We start from the raw sequence: 13,331 nt of genomic DNA, 5'->3' as shown, positions 1-13,331 counted from the left end.
ATAACCAATATTCCGGTTATGTCGAGTCTTTTTCGCAACCTCTCATCCACACCCGGGGCAGGGAGGCTCCGCCCCCGGTAACCTTTCGCCCAATCCCGCCGGATGCGCATCGCCCCAGACCCGCGCTGCATCCCGCGCGATCAGCCGCGCCTCGATTGCGTCCAGCGCCTGCAGCGCCCGACCCGCATCCCCGCTTTGACCCAAGGCACGCCGATAGGCCCGCAGCACCGAACGCGGCCCCCACGGCAGACAGGCCCGCGCCAGCCAGGCCCGCAGTGCGGGCGGCAGCCGGTCGAACTCGCGCATCGGATCAAGACACCGGCGACGTTGGCGCAGGCTTGTCCGTCCAGTATTCCTGCCGCTCATATCGCCTCTTTCGGCTCGTCCACCGGGTCGAGCACCAGCAAGAGCCGCGTCTCACCGCTCCCCTCGATGGGCGGCGAACGATGCAGCAACCCCGAGGGCGGATCACCGGGCCAGAGCGTGCCGCGCAGCACCAGCGGCGCACCGGTCGGCGTGGTGAACACCCGGCGCGGCTCCTCGCCATCCACGCTGATCCCGTATTGCGTGCCGATGCCGCGATAGGTGCAGATCAGCCGCGCGGTGACCGCGTCGATATGAAAGCGACGACAGGCATCAGTCTCGATCACGTCGAGCCGCAACCGCAGGAACCGCGCCCGCATCAGCCCGGTAAAGCGATCCGCCAGCGCCGCGATATCCTCAATCAGCCAGTCGCGCGCTGCGCTCGCGTCCAATCCCGCGGCATCACAGGCGGCGCGCGCGGCATCGCGCACCCTGTCGGGGCGCAGGATCACCCGCAGCTGCGGTAGCGTCTCTGGGGCAAGCCCATTGATCCAAGCCTGCCAATCCGGATCGACCCGCCGCTGCCAGAGCGCCGCCGCCACCCCCGGCCGCGCGATCACATCAAGGTCATCGGCACAGTCCGCCACCCCCACGCCGATCGCCGCCCCGTGCAGGATCTCGCGCGCCAGCGTCATGCCGCCGCCTCCGCCCGCCGCCAGCGCGGGAACGGATCGAGCAGATCCTCGCCAACCTCATCCTGCATCAGCGCGGCGTCCAACCTGCCACGCAGCGCGGCCCAGTCGATGCCCGCCCCGATAAAGACGATCTCCTGCCGCCGGTCGCCCCAGGGCTCCTGCCAATGCGCCCGCAAATATGCCTGCGCCTCTACGTGATCCGGCCAGCGCTCGCGCGGCACCGCCGCCCACCATGTGCCTAGGGGCGTCACGCTCGACAGGCTCCCCGCCAGCGAGAATTCCGCCACCCAATCGGGCCGCGTGGCGATCCAGAAATGCCCCTTGGCCCGGATCACGCCGGGAAGGGGGCCGTTCAGCACGTCATGGATTGCCTGCGGATGAAACGGCGCGCGCGCCCGGTAGGTATAAGAGGCGACACCGTATTCCTCGGTCTCGGGCATGTGATCCGCGAACCCGTATAGTTCTTTTGCCCACATCGGATGCTCATGCGCCTTGTCGAAATCGAAAAGGCCCGTGGCAAGGATCGCATCCGCGCTGACGGCCCCATGATCGGTTTCGATCACCCGCGCATCGGCATTCAGGCTGCGGATGATCTTGCGCGCCGCGTCGCGCTGGTGCGGGGCGGCGTCGCTCACCTTGTTGAGGATCACCACATCGGCAAACTCGATCTGATCGGTCAGCAGATGCACCAGCGTGCGCTCATCCGCGTCGCCCCCCGGTCCGACCAGGCTCTCGCCCCGGTCGCGCAGGAAATCGTGGCTGGAAAAATCGCGCAACAGGTTCACCGCATCGACCACCGTCACCATCGTATCGAGCCGCGCCACATCCGCCAGGCTCTCGCCCGCCTCGTCGCGAAACTCGAAGGTGGCGGCAACGGGCAGCGGCTCGGAAATGCCGGTCGATTCGATCAGCAGATAATCGAACCGTCCCTCCCCCGCGAGGCGGCGCACCTCGGCCAGCAGATCGTCGCGCAGCGTGCAGCAGATGCAGCCGTTCGACATCTCGACCAGCGTCTCGTCTGTGCGGCTCAACTCGGTCTCGGCACGCACCAGATCGGCGTCTATATTCACCTCGGACATGTCATTGACGATCACCGCCACGCGACGGCCCTCGCGATTGTTCAGCACACGGTTGAGCAGCGTCGTCTTGCCGGCCCCGAGAAAACCGGACAGGACGGTGACGGGCAGGCGTGGATCGGTTTCGGTCATGGGGCACCTCGTGGTTTAATTAGTGTAATGTTATTACATCGCACATAACGAACGTCAAATCGAAATCTCCCGCGCCCGCTCGACTTTTCACGCGGGCCATGACACATCGGCGCAGGCCCAACAGCAGATGAGAGACCCCGCCGCCATGCCCTGCACCCCCGTCACCGTGCCCGGCCATTTCGGCGAATGGATCCAAGGTCGGCTTGGCCCCGATGGCCCGGTCGCGCTGATCACGCTGGCCTGCCCGGCCTTGTCGGCGCGCGCACCGGGGACGGGCATTCGCCTGCCCGCGCTGTTCGACGCCGCGCGCCTCGATGCCTTCGCCGCCGCCCTTGGGCTTGACGCCCCCAACTGGCCCGCGCTCGACTGTGACATGCCGCTTGGCGCCGGGGCAGGGGCCTCCACCGCCTGTCTCGTGGCCTCGGCCCGCGTCCTCGGCCATTGCGGCCCGCCCGATGCCTTGGCCCGCGCCTGCCTTGCCGTCGAAGGCGCAAGCGATCCCTTGATGCATGCACATCCCGACCGCCTGCTCTGGGCCTCGCGCCGGGCCGAGGTGCTGCGCGATTTGCCAAGCCTTCCCGATGCAGAGATCGTCGGCGGGCTCTGGGGGGATACAGAGCGCACCGATCCTTGCGATGAGAATTTTCCCGACATCTCCGATCTGGTGGCGTTCTGGTCCGGGGTCGCCGCGCGCGGTGATCTCGCGGCCCTCGCCGGTATCGCAAGCGAATCCGCCCGTCGCTCAACCGCGCATCGTGGCCCTGCCGATCCGATGCTCGATCTGGCGCGCGATCTGGGCGCTTTGGGATATGCCCGCGCCCATACCGGCCCCGCCCGCGCGCTGATCTTTACCCCCGGCAAGGTGCCCAATGGGGCCGGGGCCGCGCTGAAAGAGGCCGGTCTGCGCGACGTCCTGCACTTTCGCACCGGAGGTGCTGCATGAGCTTCGCGGCGATGATGCTGGCCGGTCTCGCGCTCGATCTTCTGCTCGGCTGGCCGGATCGCCTCTACGCAAGGATTGGCCACCCGGTGACATGGCTCGGCCGCCTGATCGCGGCGCTCGAAGGACGGTTCAACAGCGGCACGCACTCCATGCGCCTGCGTATGGGCGCACTCACCACACTGATCACCATTGCCGCCGCCACACTGCCCGCGCTGACGCTTCAGGCGATGCTCCCCGATGGCCCGCTCGGCTGGCTGATCGGGGGGCTGCTGGCCTGGCCGCTTATCGCACTGCGCTCGATGCACGATCACGTCGCCGCCGTCGCTGCGCCGCTTGTCAGCGGCGATCTTGATTCCGCGCGTCGCGCCGTGGCGATGATCGTGGGGCGTGACCCGGCCACGCTCGACACCGCAGGCGTCGCCCGCGCGGGCGTCGAGAGCCTTGCCGAGAATACCGGCGACGGCATCGTCGCACCGGTCTTCTGGGGCGTGGTCGCAGGCCTGCCGGGCATCGCCGCCTACAAGGCGATCAACACGCTCGATTCGATGATCGGCCACCGCAATGACCGCTACGAGGCGTTCGGCAAGGCTGCCGCCCGGCTCGATGATCTGGCCAATCTGATCCCGGCGCGGCTGACCGGGCTGCTCTTTGCCCTCGCCACCCCACGCCATACCCTGCGCACGCTGCGCATCATGACCCGCGACGCCCGCCACCACCGCTCGCCCAATGCCGGCTGGCCCGAGGCCGCGATGGCGGGCGCGCTCGGCATCCGCCTTTCGGGGCCGCGCACCTATGGCACCCATGTCAGCAATGAGCCATGGCTCAACCCCGGCGCGCCCGACCCGCAGGCGGATGATTTGCACCGCGCGCTGTCGCTCTATGCCCGCGCCATGACGCTCATGGCGCTTGCGCTTCTGGGGCTTTGGCTGGTCTAAGGCGGCATGGACACCACCCCTCGCGATCACGGCGGCAATCTCGATGCCGCGATGCACCGGTTCGGCGGTGACCGGGCGCAATGGATCGACCTGTCGACGGGCATCAACCCCGTGCCCTACCCCATGCCGCCGCTCTCCCGTCACGCCATTGCCGACCTGCCCACCACCTCCGACATGACCGCGCTGCGCGAGGCCGCCGCCGCCTGCTACGGCACGCGCGCCCATGTCACCCCTCTGGCGGGTGCGCAGGCGGTCATTCAGGCGGTGCCGTATCTGATGGCTCCGGGCCGCGCGCGGGTGCTGTCGCCGACCTATAACGAGCATGCCGCCGCCCTGCGCGCCCGGGGCTGGACGGTCGAGGAGGTGCCACAGCTTGACGCCCTCGCCGGGGCCGACTGCGCCATTGTCGTGAACCCCAACAACCCCGACGGTGCGCGCCATGACCCCGACCGCGTCATGGCCCTCGCGGCGCAGGTCGGGCTGCTCGTGGTGGACGAAAGCTTTGCCGATCCCGCGCCCGACCTGTCGCTCGCCCCACGCGTGCATGCGGGGCCGCAGAATATCCTCGTCCTGCGCTCCTTCGGCAAGTTCTACGGGCTCGCCGGGCTGCGCCTGGGCTTTGCGCTCTCATCCCCCGGGATCGCCCGCACGCTCGCCGACATGGCCGGGCCCTGGCCGGTCTCCGGCCCCGCGATCGAGGTGGCGCTACGGTCGCTGACCGACAGCGAATGGCAGTCTCAGACCACCGCCCGCCTCAGCCGCGACGCCGCCCGGCTCGATGCGCTTGGCCTTCGCGCGGGCTGGTCGCTTGTGGGGGGCACGCCGCTCTTTCGCACCTATGCAACGCCCGATGCGGTGGCCGCGCAGGAGCATCTCGCGCGCCACCAGATCTGGTCGCGCATCTTCCCCTATTCGCACACCTGGCTCCGCCTCGGCCTTGCGGGAAGCGAGGCGGAGTGGGCGCGGCTCGAGACGGCGCTGTGAGGGTCGATTTTGGCCTGAAGCTGCCGTTGCCATTCAGCTCCAAGACGCGGAATCAAGGCGCGGCACGCGCCGCCGCGCAGCGCCCGACCGCCCCCCGGGCGGGCGCTTTTGAAACGTCACAAACCCGCGCAATCGTTGCAGTATTTGGCTGCCATAAAGCGCACCCCACTGAGGTTGCAGCGCCCACCCGCGGTCGGGCACCGCGCGGCTTGTCCCTGAAAACGGCAAAGGTCCGCAACAGGCCATTAACCCATCCACCCCTACCGCAGCCCACACACCTCCACCACCGCCCGCACCCGCTCGGCATTGTCGCGCGCCACCCGGCCATCCGCGTGCCACAGGCTGTTCTCGAACCCGACCCGAAGCTTTCCGCCCGCTGCATGCGCGGCACGCAGACAGTCGGTTTCAGCCCGGCCAAAGGCACAGAGCGCCCAGTCGGCGGGTGCCTCCCGCGCCGCCAGCCGGTCTAGGAACGGCCCAAGATCACGCGCATCGCTTTCCTGCCCGTCGCTATAGCGCCCCAGCACGAAGATCAATTGCAGCCCCTCCGCCGCACGCAGACCGTCCGGCACCAGCCGCGCCAGCAGATCGAAATCCGCCGCCTCGTAGAGGATATGCTGCACCGCGATGCCGCGCTCGGCGCAGGCGGCGTAGAACCCCGGCGCCTCCGCCTGCTCGGCCGCCATCTCGCGCAACGCGACCGAGACAAGATCGGCCCCCGACCCAAGCGCAACCGCGCGCTGCGCGGGCGGTGCATAGGCCCCCGCCGCCTCGGTCGTGACCTGCACTGCCATCTCCGGCACCGCGCGGCGCAGTTCCTCCAGCGCCTCGCGATAGGCCCCGGCATCCAGCAGATGCCGCCCCTCGGCATCACGCAGATGCAGGTGCAGCCCATCCGCCCCCGCCTCAAAACACGCGCGCGCGGTCTCAACGATCTCGGGCAGGGTCACGGGCAGCGCGGGGTGATCGGCCTTGCCGCGACGCGCCCCGTTGGGCGCGACCATCAGCCGGGGCAGCGCCCTCATGCCAGCGCCACATCGAGTGCGGTGGCCAGCTTGTCGACCAACTCGCCCACCTGATCCTCGGTCAGAATGAACGGCGGCGCGAGCAGCACGTGATCGCCCTGCCGCCCATCAATCGTCCCGCCCATCGGGTAACAGATCAGCCCCGCCTCAAACGCCGCCGCCTTGATCCGCTTGTTGATCCCGCGCGCCGGATCAAAGGGCGTCTTGCTCTCGCGATCCTCGACCAGTTCCAGCCCGCGAAACATGCCGCGCCCGCGAATGTCGCCGATATGGGGATGCTGTCCGAACCGCGCTATGAGCGCCGCGCCCAGCACCTCGCCCATGCGCGCCGCGCGCTCGGTCATCCCGCCATCCGTCAGCTTGCTCACCACCACATCGGCGGCAGCACAGGCGACGGGATGCCCGATATAGGTATGGCCATGCTGGAAAAACCCCGATCCGCCCTCAATCGCGGCATAGATCTCACCCGAGCACAGCATCGCGCCGATCGGCTGATAGCCCGCGCCCAACCCCTTGGCGATGGTCACGATATCGGGGCGCACATCGTCCCCTTCGCAGGCAAAGAGCGTCCCTGTCCGCCCCATCCCGCACATCACCTCGTCGAGGATCAGCAGGATGCCATGCCGGTCGCAAATCTCGCGGATGCGTTTGAAATATCCCGGCACAGACGGCACCGCGCCCAGCGTCGCCCCCACCACCGGCTCGGCGACGAAACCGATCACGTTCTCGGGCCCGACGCGGTTCAATTCCGCCTCAAGCTCATCGGCCACGCGCAGGCCATAGGCCTCCGGGGTCTCATCTGCCTGCCGTCCGCGATATTCATAACAGGGCGCGATATGCGAGGTCTCGACCATCAGCGGCGCAAACGGCTCGCGCCGCCAGGCGTTGCCGCCGGTGCCAAGCGCCCCCAGCGTGTTGCCGTGATAGCTCTGCCGCCGGGCAATGAACCGGGTGCGCGACGACTCGCCCTTTTCCAGGAAATACTGCCGCCCCAGCTTGAGCGCCGCCTCCACCGCCTCGGACCCGCCAGAGACGAAATAGACCCGCTCGATCCCTTGCGGCGCATGGGCGATCAGCCGGTCGGCCAGCCGTTCGGCAGGCTCCGACGTGAAAAACCCGGTATGCGCAAAGGCGATTCGGTCGGCCTGATCCTTGATCGCCTGCGTCACGTCCGGGTCGGAATGCCCGAGGCACGACACCGCCGCGCCGCCCGAGCCGTCGAGATATCTCTTGCCGGTTTCGTCAATGATATAGGCCCCCTCGCCGCGTGCCGCACGGGGCGGGCGAGCTTTGGTGTGGCGGGGAAAGACATGGGTCATGGCGCGCATCCTTGCTGTTCGCGTCACTGAAACAAATGAATCACCTGTTGACAATACGTGAAACAGATGGAACCAATTGTTTCAAAAATACAACGTCAGGGAGTGCCCGTTTGAACGCCTCGTTCGAACACAGACTGTCGAAAAATTTCGACGGCCTCAGCGACAAGCTGCGGCAGGCCGGGGAATATGTGGCGGCGCACCCTGTCGACACCGCGACCCGGTCCTTGCGCGCCGTGGCGCACGAAAGCGGACTGGCCCCGGCCACGTTTTCGCGGCTCGCGCGCGCCATCGGCTATCAGAGCTTCGAGGACCTGCGCGAGGCGATGCGCGAAAAGATCGGCCAGCGCGTCAACAGTTTCGCCGAACGCGCCGAGCGGCTCCAGAACGCCCATGAGGCGGGCGAGAGCGGCTTTTTCGAGGCCCATGTCGGGGCCTGCCAGAACAACCTCCAGACCCTTTTGCGCGATATGGATCAGGACCTGCTCGAACGCGCGGTCGATCACCTGCAAGCGGCGCGCAACGTGCTTTTGCTGGGCGCGCTCGGCTCGACCGGGGTGGTGGAATACCTCGCCTACATGGCGCATTTCTGCACCGGCAACTGGTCCATGGCGAGCCGCATGGGCGCGTCGCTCGGTGCCGGGCTCGCCGATCTCGATGCGCGCGACGCGCTCATCGTCGTCACCAAGCCGCCGTTTTCCACCCGCTCCATCGAGGCCGCGCAAATGGCCGCCGGGCAGGGGGCCTATGTGGTGGTGATCACCGACAGCCACGGCTGTCCGGCGCTGCGCCACGCCTCTGCGGGGTTCGTGGTGCCCACCGACAGCCCGCATTTCTATTCGTCCTATGTGACCACGATGGTGCTCGTCGAGGCCATGATCGGCATAATGGTCAGCCGCGCTGGCCCCGCCGTCCATCAGCGTATCGCACGGGTCGAAGAAAGCAGCCGCCGCCTCGGAGAGGTCTGGGACGGCTGAACCCTAACCACCAAACATCAAGCAAGGGAGATCATGATGTTTTCGAAGTTCAAATTCACTGTCGCGGGGGCCGCATTGGCCACCATGATGGCCCCGGCGGCCATGGCCGAGGAGTTCATCACCATCGGCACCGGCGGCGTCACCGGCGTCTACTACCCGACCGGCGGCGCGATCTGCCGTCTGGTCAACAAGGGCCGCAAGGATCACGGCATCCGCTGCTCGGTCGAATCGACCGGCGGCTCGATCTACAACATCAAGACCATCCGCGCCGGCGAACTCGAGTTCGGCGTCGCACAGTCCGACTGGCAGTATCACGCCTATAACGGCAGCTCGCGTTTCGAAGAGGACGGTGCGTTCGAGGGCCTGCGCGCGGTCTTCTCGGTCCACCCCGAGCCGTTCACCGTCGTGGCCCGCGCCGATAGCGGCGTCACCACATTCGACGACCTAAAGGGCAAGCGCGTCAACATCGGCAACCCCGGCTCGGGTCAGCGCGGCACGATGGAAGTGCTGATGGAGGCCAAGGGCTGGACCACCGACGATTTCGCGCTCGCCACCGAGCTAAAGGCCGCCGAGCAGTCCGCCGCCCTCTGCGACAACCAGATTGACGCGATGGTCTACACCGTCGGCCACCCCTCGGGCTCGATCCAGGAGGCAACGACGGCCTGCGACAGCGTGCTCGTCACCGTCTCGGGTGACGCGGTCGAGGGCCTCGTGAACGACAACCCCTATTACCGCACGGCCACCATCCCCGGCGGCATGTATCGCGGCAATGACGAGGACACCCAGACCTTCGGTGTCGGCGCTACCTTCGTCAGCTCCGACGCGGTCAGCGAGGATGCGGTCTACACGGTCGTGAAAGCGGTCTTCGAGAACTTCGATGACTTCCGCGGCCTGCACCCCGCCTTCGCCAATCTCGACCCGCAGGAAATGGCGACCGCCGGTCTGTCGGCTCCGCTGCACGCGGGCGCGGCGAAGTATTACAAGGAACAGGGCTGGGTCGAATAACGACCCCGAACCTCCGGCAGGGGCGGCACGCCGCCCTTGCCATCCCCTTATGGTTTATTTCAGAGTGATCATAACAGATCGCGGGTTGATCGCGGCGCTTCAGGGAGACGGGACAAGATGGCCGATGACGCGAAGGGCAAGGGCCCGCTCAGCGAGGACGAACTTCAGGAAATGGTCGCCTCCAACGACGGCGGCGCGCGCAATCCGACAGGCGGTGTGGCGCTGTTGCTGGCCGTTGTGGCGGTGGTCTGGTCGCTTTACCAGGTGCTTCTGGCCTCGCCGCTCGCCAATTATGTCCTGCCCGGTGACCTGATTAACAACTCGCGCCAGATCCACCTCGCCTTTGCGATCTTTCTGGCCTTCATGGCCTATCCGATGCTGAAATCCAGCCCGCGCAGCTATGTGCCGATCTATGACTGGGTACTGGGTCTCGCAGGCACGTTCTTCGCGCTTTACGGCTATTTCTTCTATGAAAAGATCGTCAACAATGGCGGTCTTGCCGACCATACCGACAAATGGGCGGCGCTCGCGGGGCTTATCATCCTCTTCGAGGGCGCGCGCCGCGCGCTCGGCCCGGCGATGGCGATCATCGCCACGATCTTCCTCGGCTACGTCTTCTTCGGGGCCTCCGAATGGGTGCCCGAGGTGATCCGCTGGAAGGGCGCCAGCCTGCAAAAGGCGATGAGCCACATGTGGATCACCTCCGAGGGGGTGTTCGGCATCGCGCTCGGCGTCTCGACCAAGTTCGTCTTTCTCTTCGTCCTGTTCGGCGCGATGCTGGATAAGGCGGGGGCAGGCAACTACTTCATCAAGATGGCGTTCGGCGCGCTCGGCCACCTGCGCGGCGGCCCGGCCAAGGCGGCCGTGGTCGGCTCTGCCGCCACCGGCCTCATCTCCGGCTCGTCCATTGCCAACGTCGTCACCACAGGCACCTTCACCATCCCGCTGATGCGGCGTGTGGGCTTTACTTCGGAAAAGGCCGGCGCGGTCGAGGTTGCATCATCCGTCAACGGCCAGATCATGCCGCCGGTGATGGGTGCTGCGGCCTTCCTGATGGTGGAATATGTCGGCATCTCCTATGTCGAGGTGATCACCCACGCCTTCCTGCCCGCCACGATCAGCTATATCGCGCTGGTCTACATCGTGCATCTGGAGGCGGTGAAACAGAACATGCCCACATTGGGCGACCGCGTGGTCAGCCTCGGGCGCACCATCGGCGGGATGTTCGTCTTTTTCGCAGGCTTCGCGGGGCTGTGCTACGGGGTGCAATACCCGGTCGGCTGGATCGTTTCGGCGATGCCCGACAATTCCGGCCTGGTCCTCTCGGGGCTTCTGGTGCTGGCCTATCTGGCACTTCTATGGCTCGCCGCCGGGGTGCCCGATCTTGAGCCGGACGACCCCAACTCCGAGGATGTGCGCCTGCCGGTGGTGGGCGAGATCTACAAGGCCGGGCTCTACTTCCTGCTGCCCATCGTGGTGTTGGTCTACTTCCTGATGATCGAGCAGAAATCGCCCGGCCTCTCGGCCTTCTGGGCGACGTCGCTGCTCTTCGTGATCCTGATCACGCAGCGCCCGCTCAAGGCGATGTTCCGTGGCCAGAGCGACCTCGCGAACACCATGCGCGCGGGCTTTCTGGACCTGCTCGAAGGGCTGATCGCAGGCGCCCGCAACATGATCGGCATCGGCCTTGCCACCGCCACGGCAGGCGTGATCGTCGGCACCGTGACGCTGACCGGGGTGGGGCAGGTGATGGCCGACCTCGTGGAGTTCGTGTCGGGCGGCAACCTCGTGCTGATGCTGATCTTCGTCGGCATTCTCAGCCTGATCCTCGGGATGGGCCTGCCGACCACGGCGAACTACATCGTGGTGTCGTCGCTGATGGCGGGCGTTGTGGTCGAGCTTGGCGCGCAATCGGGGCTGATCGTGCCGCTGATCGCGGTGCATCTCTTCGTGTTCTACTTCGGCATCATGGCCGATGTGACCCCGCCGGTGGGGCTGGCCAGCTTCGCCGCCGCCGCCGTCTCGGGGGGCGACGCGATCCGAACCGGCTTTGCTGCGTTCTTCTACAGCTTGCGCACCGTGGCGCTGCCCTTCGTCTTCATCTTCAACACCAACCTTCTGCTCATCGACGTGACGGTGACCCAAGGGATCATTACCTTCATCGTGGCCACCATCGCGATCCTGGTGTTCACCGCAGGCACGATGGGCTGGTTCCTGACCAAGAACCGCTTCTATGAAAGCATCGCCCTCATTCTGATCGCCTTCGCGCTGTTCCGCCCCGACTATTTCATGAACCGCATCCAGCCGCCCTTCGAGATGGTCGACCCCGCCAACCTCGAACAAGCGTTAGACAACGCCGCACCGGGGCAGGACCTGCGCATGGTGGTCGCAGGGCCCGACTTCATCAGCGGCGATCCCAAAGACACCACGCTGGTTGTGACGGCAACCGAGGGCAAGGACGGCGCGGCACTCCTGCAGGAATATGGCCTCACCCTCATCCCCGAGGGCGATCAGGTGCTGCTGGAGGAGCCGATGTTCGGCACGCCCTTCTCCGAGACGATGCAGGGCTATGACTTCTACGGCGACCAGCCGGTCACGATCACCTCGGTCAAGGCCCCGGTCGCGCAATGGCCGCAAGAGCTGATCTTCATCCCCGCGTTCATCCTGCTGGGCCTCGTCGCCCTCCTGCAGCGCGGCCGCATGTCCCGAGAGCCCCAGGCCAAGCAAGGAGTCACCGCATGACCGGTCCTGTTCTCTGCGCCGTCGATGTCAGCAACCCGCATCGTGACGATCATGTGCTGCGCGCCGCCGCTCGGCTCGCCGCGCTCGATGAGGCGCAACTCGACGTGATCACCGTGGTCCCCGATTACGGGATGAGCGTGGTCGGCACCTATTTCGAGGAACACCACCACGACAAGGCGGTGGAAGAGGCGCGTCGGCGTCTGAACGAGTTGGTGGCCGGGGTGGTCGGCGAAGAGGCCAACGCCCAGGTCCGCCACCTCGTCGTCACCGGCAACGCCTATGACGAGATCCTGCGCGTGGCCGAGGCCGACGGCGCAAGCCTGATCGTCATCGGCGCGCACAAGCCCGATTTCCGCGACTACCTGCTCGGCCCCAACGCCGCCCGCGTGGTGCGGCATTCCAAATGCTCGGTCTTCGTGGTCCGCTGAGCGCGCCGCACACGGTCAGCGTGCAAGCCGTTTGAAAAACGGCTTCCCAAGCGCTTTCCAAAGCGCTTGGGCGCATCCGGTCAGCCGGGCAGCTTGGTCTTGCGCAGGTAGGGCAACACCGCGTCATATGCGCCGAATTTCGCCGTCGCATCCGCGTCGCTGACGCTTGGCGGGATGATCACGTCCTGCCCGACGGTCCAGTCGGCGGGCGTCGCCACGCCATGCCCCGCCGTGGTCTGCAGCGCATCGAGCGCGCGCAGCACCTCGCCGAAATTGCGCCCCACCGTCATCGGGTAGGTCATGATCAGCTTGACCTGCCGGTCCGGCCCGATGATGAACACTGACCGCACCGTCGCGCTGTCTGCAGGCGTGCGCCCGTCGGGCAGGTAGGCCTCGGCAGGCAGCATGTCGAAGGCCTTGGACAGTTCCAGCCCCTCATCGGCGACGATCGGAAACCGCGGTGCGGCCCCGCCGACCGTCTCGATATCGGCCTTCCATTTCACGTGATCCTCGACCCCGTCGACCGACACGCCCAGCACCTTGCAGCCGCGTTTCTCCCATTCCTCGGCCAGCCGTGCGACCGCGCCGAATTCGGTGGTGCAGACCGGGGTGAAATCCTTGGGATGCGAAAACAGGATGGCCCAGCCGTCGCCCACAAAGTCATGCAGCGAAATCTCTCCCAGATCGGTGGTCACGGTCAGATCGGGGATCGTGTCATTGATGCGCAGGCCCATTTTCAGCCTCCTTCTTGATGCGGTGGTTCCGAGAGC

At 66.6% G+C, this 13,331-nt stretch carries 13 protein-coding genes; 7 read left to right on the top strand and 6 right to left on the bottom strand.

Annotated features, from left to right (window positions below; genetic code table 11):
* Window positions 1–42: 42 nt before the first annotated feature.
* The 3 genes from PVU19_RS16910 to PVU19_RS16900 are packed head-to-tail and all read right to left on the bottom strand — an operon-like array spanning window position 43 to window position 2,206.
* Window positions 43–366, bottom strand: a complete 324-nt coding sequence (locus PVU19_RS16910) for a DUF6525 family protein (protein WP_050662099.1) — start codon at window positions 364–366, stop codon at window positions 43–45.
* Entirely contained in the window at window positions 363–998 is a 636-nt protein-coding gene (locus PVU19_RS16905; protein WP_050662098.1) for a DUF1826 domain-containing protein, read from the bottom strand. Before PVU19_RS16905 ends, PVU19_RS16910 begins: the two co-directional genes overlap by 4 nt.
* Window positions 995–2,206, bottom strand: coding sequence for a GTP-binding protein (locus tag PVU19_RS16900; RefSeq protein ID WP_050662097.1), 1,212 nt, complete (start codon window positions 2,204–2,206; stop codon window positions 995–997). Before PVU19_RS16900 ends, PVU19_RS16905 begins: the two co-directional genes overlap by 4 nt.
* A gap of 127 nt (window positions 2,207–2,333) precedes the next feature.
* On the opposite strand from PVU19_RS16900, the gene PVU19_RS16895 reads away from it, so the two are divergent.
* From PVU19_RS16895 to cobD, 3 genes are read left to right on the top strand one after another with little or no spacing between them, the layout of a single operon-like run.
* Complete coding sequence (locus PVU19_RS16895) at window positions 2,334–3,149, top strand: hypothetical protein (RefSeq protein WP_050662096.1); 816 nt, start codon at window positions 2,334–2,336, stop codon at window positions 3,147–3,149.
* Window positions 3,146–4,084, top strand: a complete 939-nt coding sequence (cbiB, locus tag PVU19_RS16890) for an adenosylcobinamide-phosphate synthase CbiB (protein ID WP_050662095.1) — start codon at window positions 3,146–3,148, stop codon at window positions 4,082–4,084. Before PVU19_RS16895 ends, cbiB begins: the two co-directional genes overlap by 4 nt.
* A 6-nt stretch (window positions 4,085–4,090) precedes the next feature.
* Window positions 4,091–5,068, top strand: a complete 978-nt coding sequence (gene cobD / locus PVU19_RS16885; RefSeq protein WP_050662094.1) for a threonine-phosphate decarboxylase CobD — start codon at window positions 4,091–4,093, stop codon at window positions 5,066–5,068.
* A 260-nt stretch (window positions 5,069–5,328) separates the two neighbouring features.
* On the opposite strand, the gene PVU19_RS16880 is transcribed toward cobD, so the two are convergent.
* Both PVU19_RS16880 and PVU19_RS16875 read right to left on the bottom strand, forming a co-directional pair.
* Window positions 5,329–6,093, bottom strand: coding sequence for a beta-keto acid cleavage family enzyme (locus PVU19_RS16880; RefSeq protein WP_050662093.1), 765 nt, complete (start codon window positions 6,091–6,093; stop codon window positions 5,329–5,331).
* Window positions 6,090–7,412, bottom strand: a complete 1,323-nt coding sequence (locus PVU19_RS16875; protein ID WP_050662115.1) for an aspartate aminotransferase family protein — start codon at window positions 7,410–7,412, stop codon at window positions 6,090–6,092. The genes PVU19_RS16880 and PVU19_RS16875 overlap by 4 nt, the downstream gene beginning before the upstream one ends.
* A 110-nt stretch (window positions 7,413–7,522) precedes the next feature.
* Between PVU19_RS16875 and PVU19_RS16870 the strand changes: the two genes are divergently transcribed.
* From PVU19_RS16870 to PVU19_RS16855, 4 genes are all read left to right on the top strand, one after another.
* Window positions 7,523–8,386 carry a MurR/RpiR family transcriptional regulator gene (locus PVU19_RS16870; protein WP_235575721.1) on the top strand — a complete coding sequence of 288 codons (864 nt, stop codon included), beginning with the start codon at window positions 7,523–7,525 and terminating at the stop codon, window positions 8,384–8,386.
* Between the two features lie 36 nt (window positions 8,387–8,422).
* On the top strand, window positions 8,423–9,391 hold the full coding sequence (locus tag PVU19_RS16865; RefSeq protein ID WP_050662113.1) for a TAXI family TRAP transporter solute-binding subunit: 969 nt from the start codon (window positions 8,423–8,425) through the stop codon (window positions 9,389–9,391).
* A gap of 117 nt (window positions 9,392–9,508) precedes the next feature.
* Entirely contained in the window at window positions 9,509–12,133 is a 2,625-nt protein-coding gene (locus tag PVU19_RS16860) for a TRAP transporter permease (RefSeq protein WP_050662092.1), read from the top strand.
* On the top strand, window positions 12,130–12,561 hold the full coding sequence (locus tag PVU19_RS16855; RefSeq protein ID WP_050662091.1) for a universal stress protein: 432 nt from the start codon (window positions 12,130–12,132) through the stop codon (window positions 12,559–12,561). Before PVU19_RS16860 ends, PVU19_RS16855 begins: the two co-directional genes overlap by 4 nt.
* Window positions 12,562–12,641: 80 nt before the next feature.
* Here the strand turns inward: PVU19_RS16855 and PVU19_RS16850 are convergent, their stop codons facing one another.
* Window positions 12,642–13,295, bottom strand: a complete 654-nt coding sequence (locus PVU19_RS16850; protein WP_050662090.1) for a peroxiredoxin — start codon at window positions 13,293–13,295, stop codon at window positions 12,642–12,644.
* Between the last annotated feature and the right edge of the window lie 36 nt (window positions 13,296–13,331).

Source organism: Roseovarius tolerans (assembly GCF_028885395.1).
GTDB lineage: Bacteria > Pseudomonadota > Alphaproteobacteria > Rhodobacterales > Rhodobacteraceae > Roseovarius > Roseovarius tolerans.
The sequence above is the reverse complement of the archived record's forward strand: the minus strand, read 5'-3'. Positions and strand labels throughout refer to the sequence as shown.

What these genes read in the sequence shown, in the direction of transcription:
- PVU19_RS16910 (WP_050662099.1), bottom strand. Translation starts at nt 366, where the DNA reads ATGAGCGGCAGGAATACTGGACGGACAAGCCTGCGCCAACGTCGCCGG.
- PVU19_RS16905 (WP_050662098.1), bottom strand. Translation starts at nt 998, where the DNA reads ATGACGCTGGCGCGCGAGATCCTGCACGGGGCGGCGATCGGCGTGGGG.
- PVU19_RS16900 (WP_050662097.1), bottom strand. Translation starts at nt 2,206, where the DNA reads ATGACCGAAACCGATCCACGCCTGCCCGTCACCGTCCTGTCCGGTTTT.
- PVU19_RS16895 (WP_050662096.1), top strand. Translation starts at nt 2,334, where the DNA reads ATGAGAGACCCCGCCGCCATGCCCTGCACCCCCGTCACCGTGCCCGGC.
- cbiB (WP_050662095.1), top strand. Translation starts at nt 3,146, where the DNA reads ATGAGCTTCGCGGCGATGATGCTGGCCGGTCTCGCGCTCGATCTTCTG.
- cobD (WP_050662094.1), top strand. Translation starts at nt 4,091, where the DNA reads ATGGACACCACCCCTCGCGATCACGGCGGCAATCTCGATGCCGCGATG.
- PVU19_RS16880 (WP_050662093.1), bottom strand. Translation starts at nt 6,093, where the DNA reads ATGAGGGCGCTGCCCCGGCTGATGGTCGCGCCCAACGGGGCGCGTCGC.
- PVU19_RS16875 (WP_050662115.1), bottom strand. Translation starts at nt 7,412, where the DNA reads ATGACCCATGTCTTTCCCCGCCACACCAAAGCTCGCCCGCCCCGTGCG.
- PVU19_RS16865 (WP_050662113.1), top strand. Translation starts at nt 8,423, where the DNA reads ATGTTTTCGAAGTTCAAATTCACTGTCGCGGGGGCCGCATTGGCCACC.
- PVU19_RS16860 (WP_050662092.1), top strand. Translation starts at nt 9,509, where the DNA reads ATGGCCGATGACGCGAAGGGCAAGGGCCCGCTCAGCGAGGACGAACTT.
- PVU19_RS16855 (WP_050662091.1), top strand. Translation starts at nt 12,130, where the DNA reads ATGACCGGTCCTGTTCTCTGCGCCGTCGATGTCAGCAACCCGCATCGT.
- PVU19_RS16850 (WP_050662090.1), bottom strand. Translation starts at nt 13,295, where the DNA reads ATGGGCCTGCGCATCAATGACACGATCCCCGATCTGACCGTGACCACC.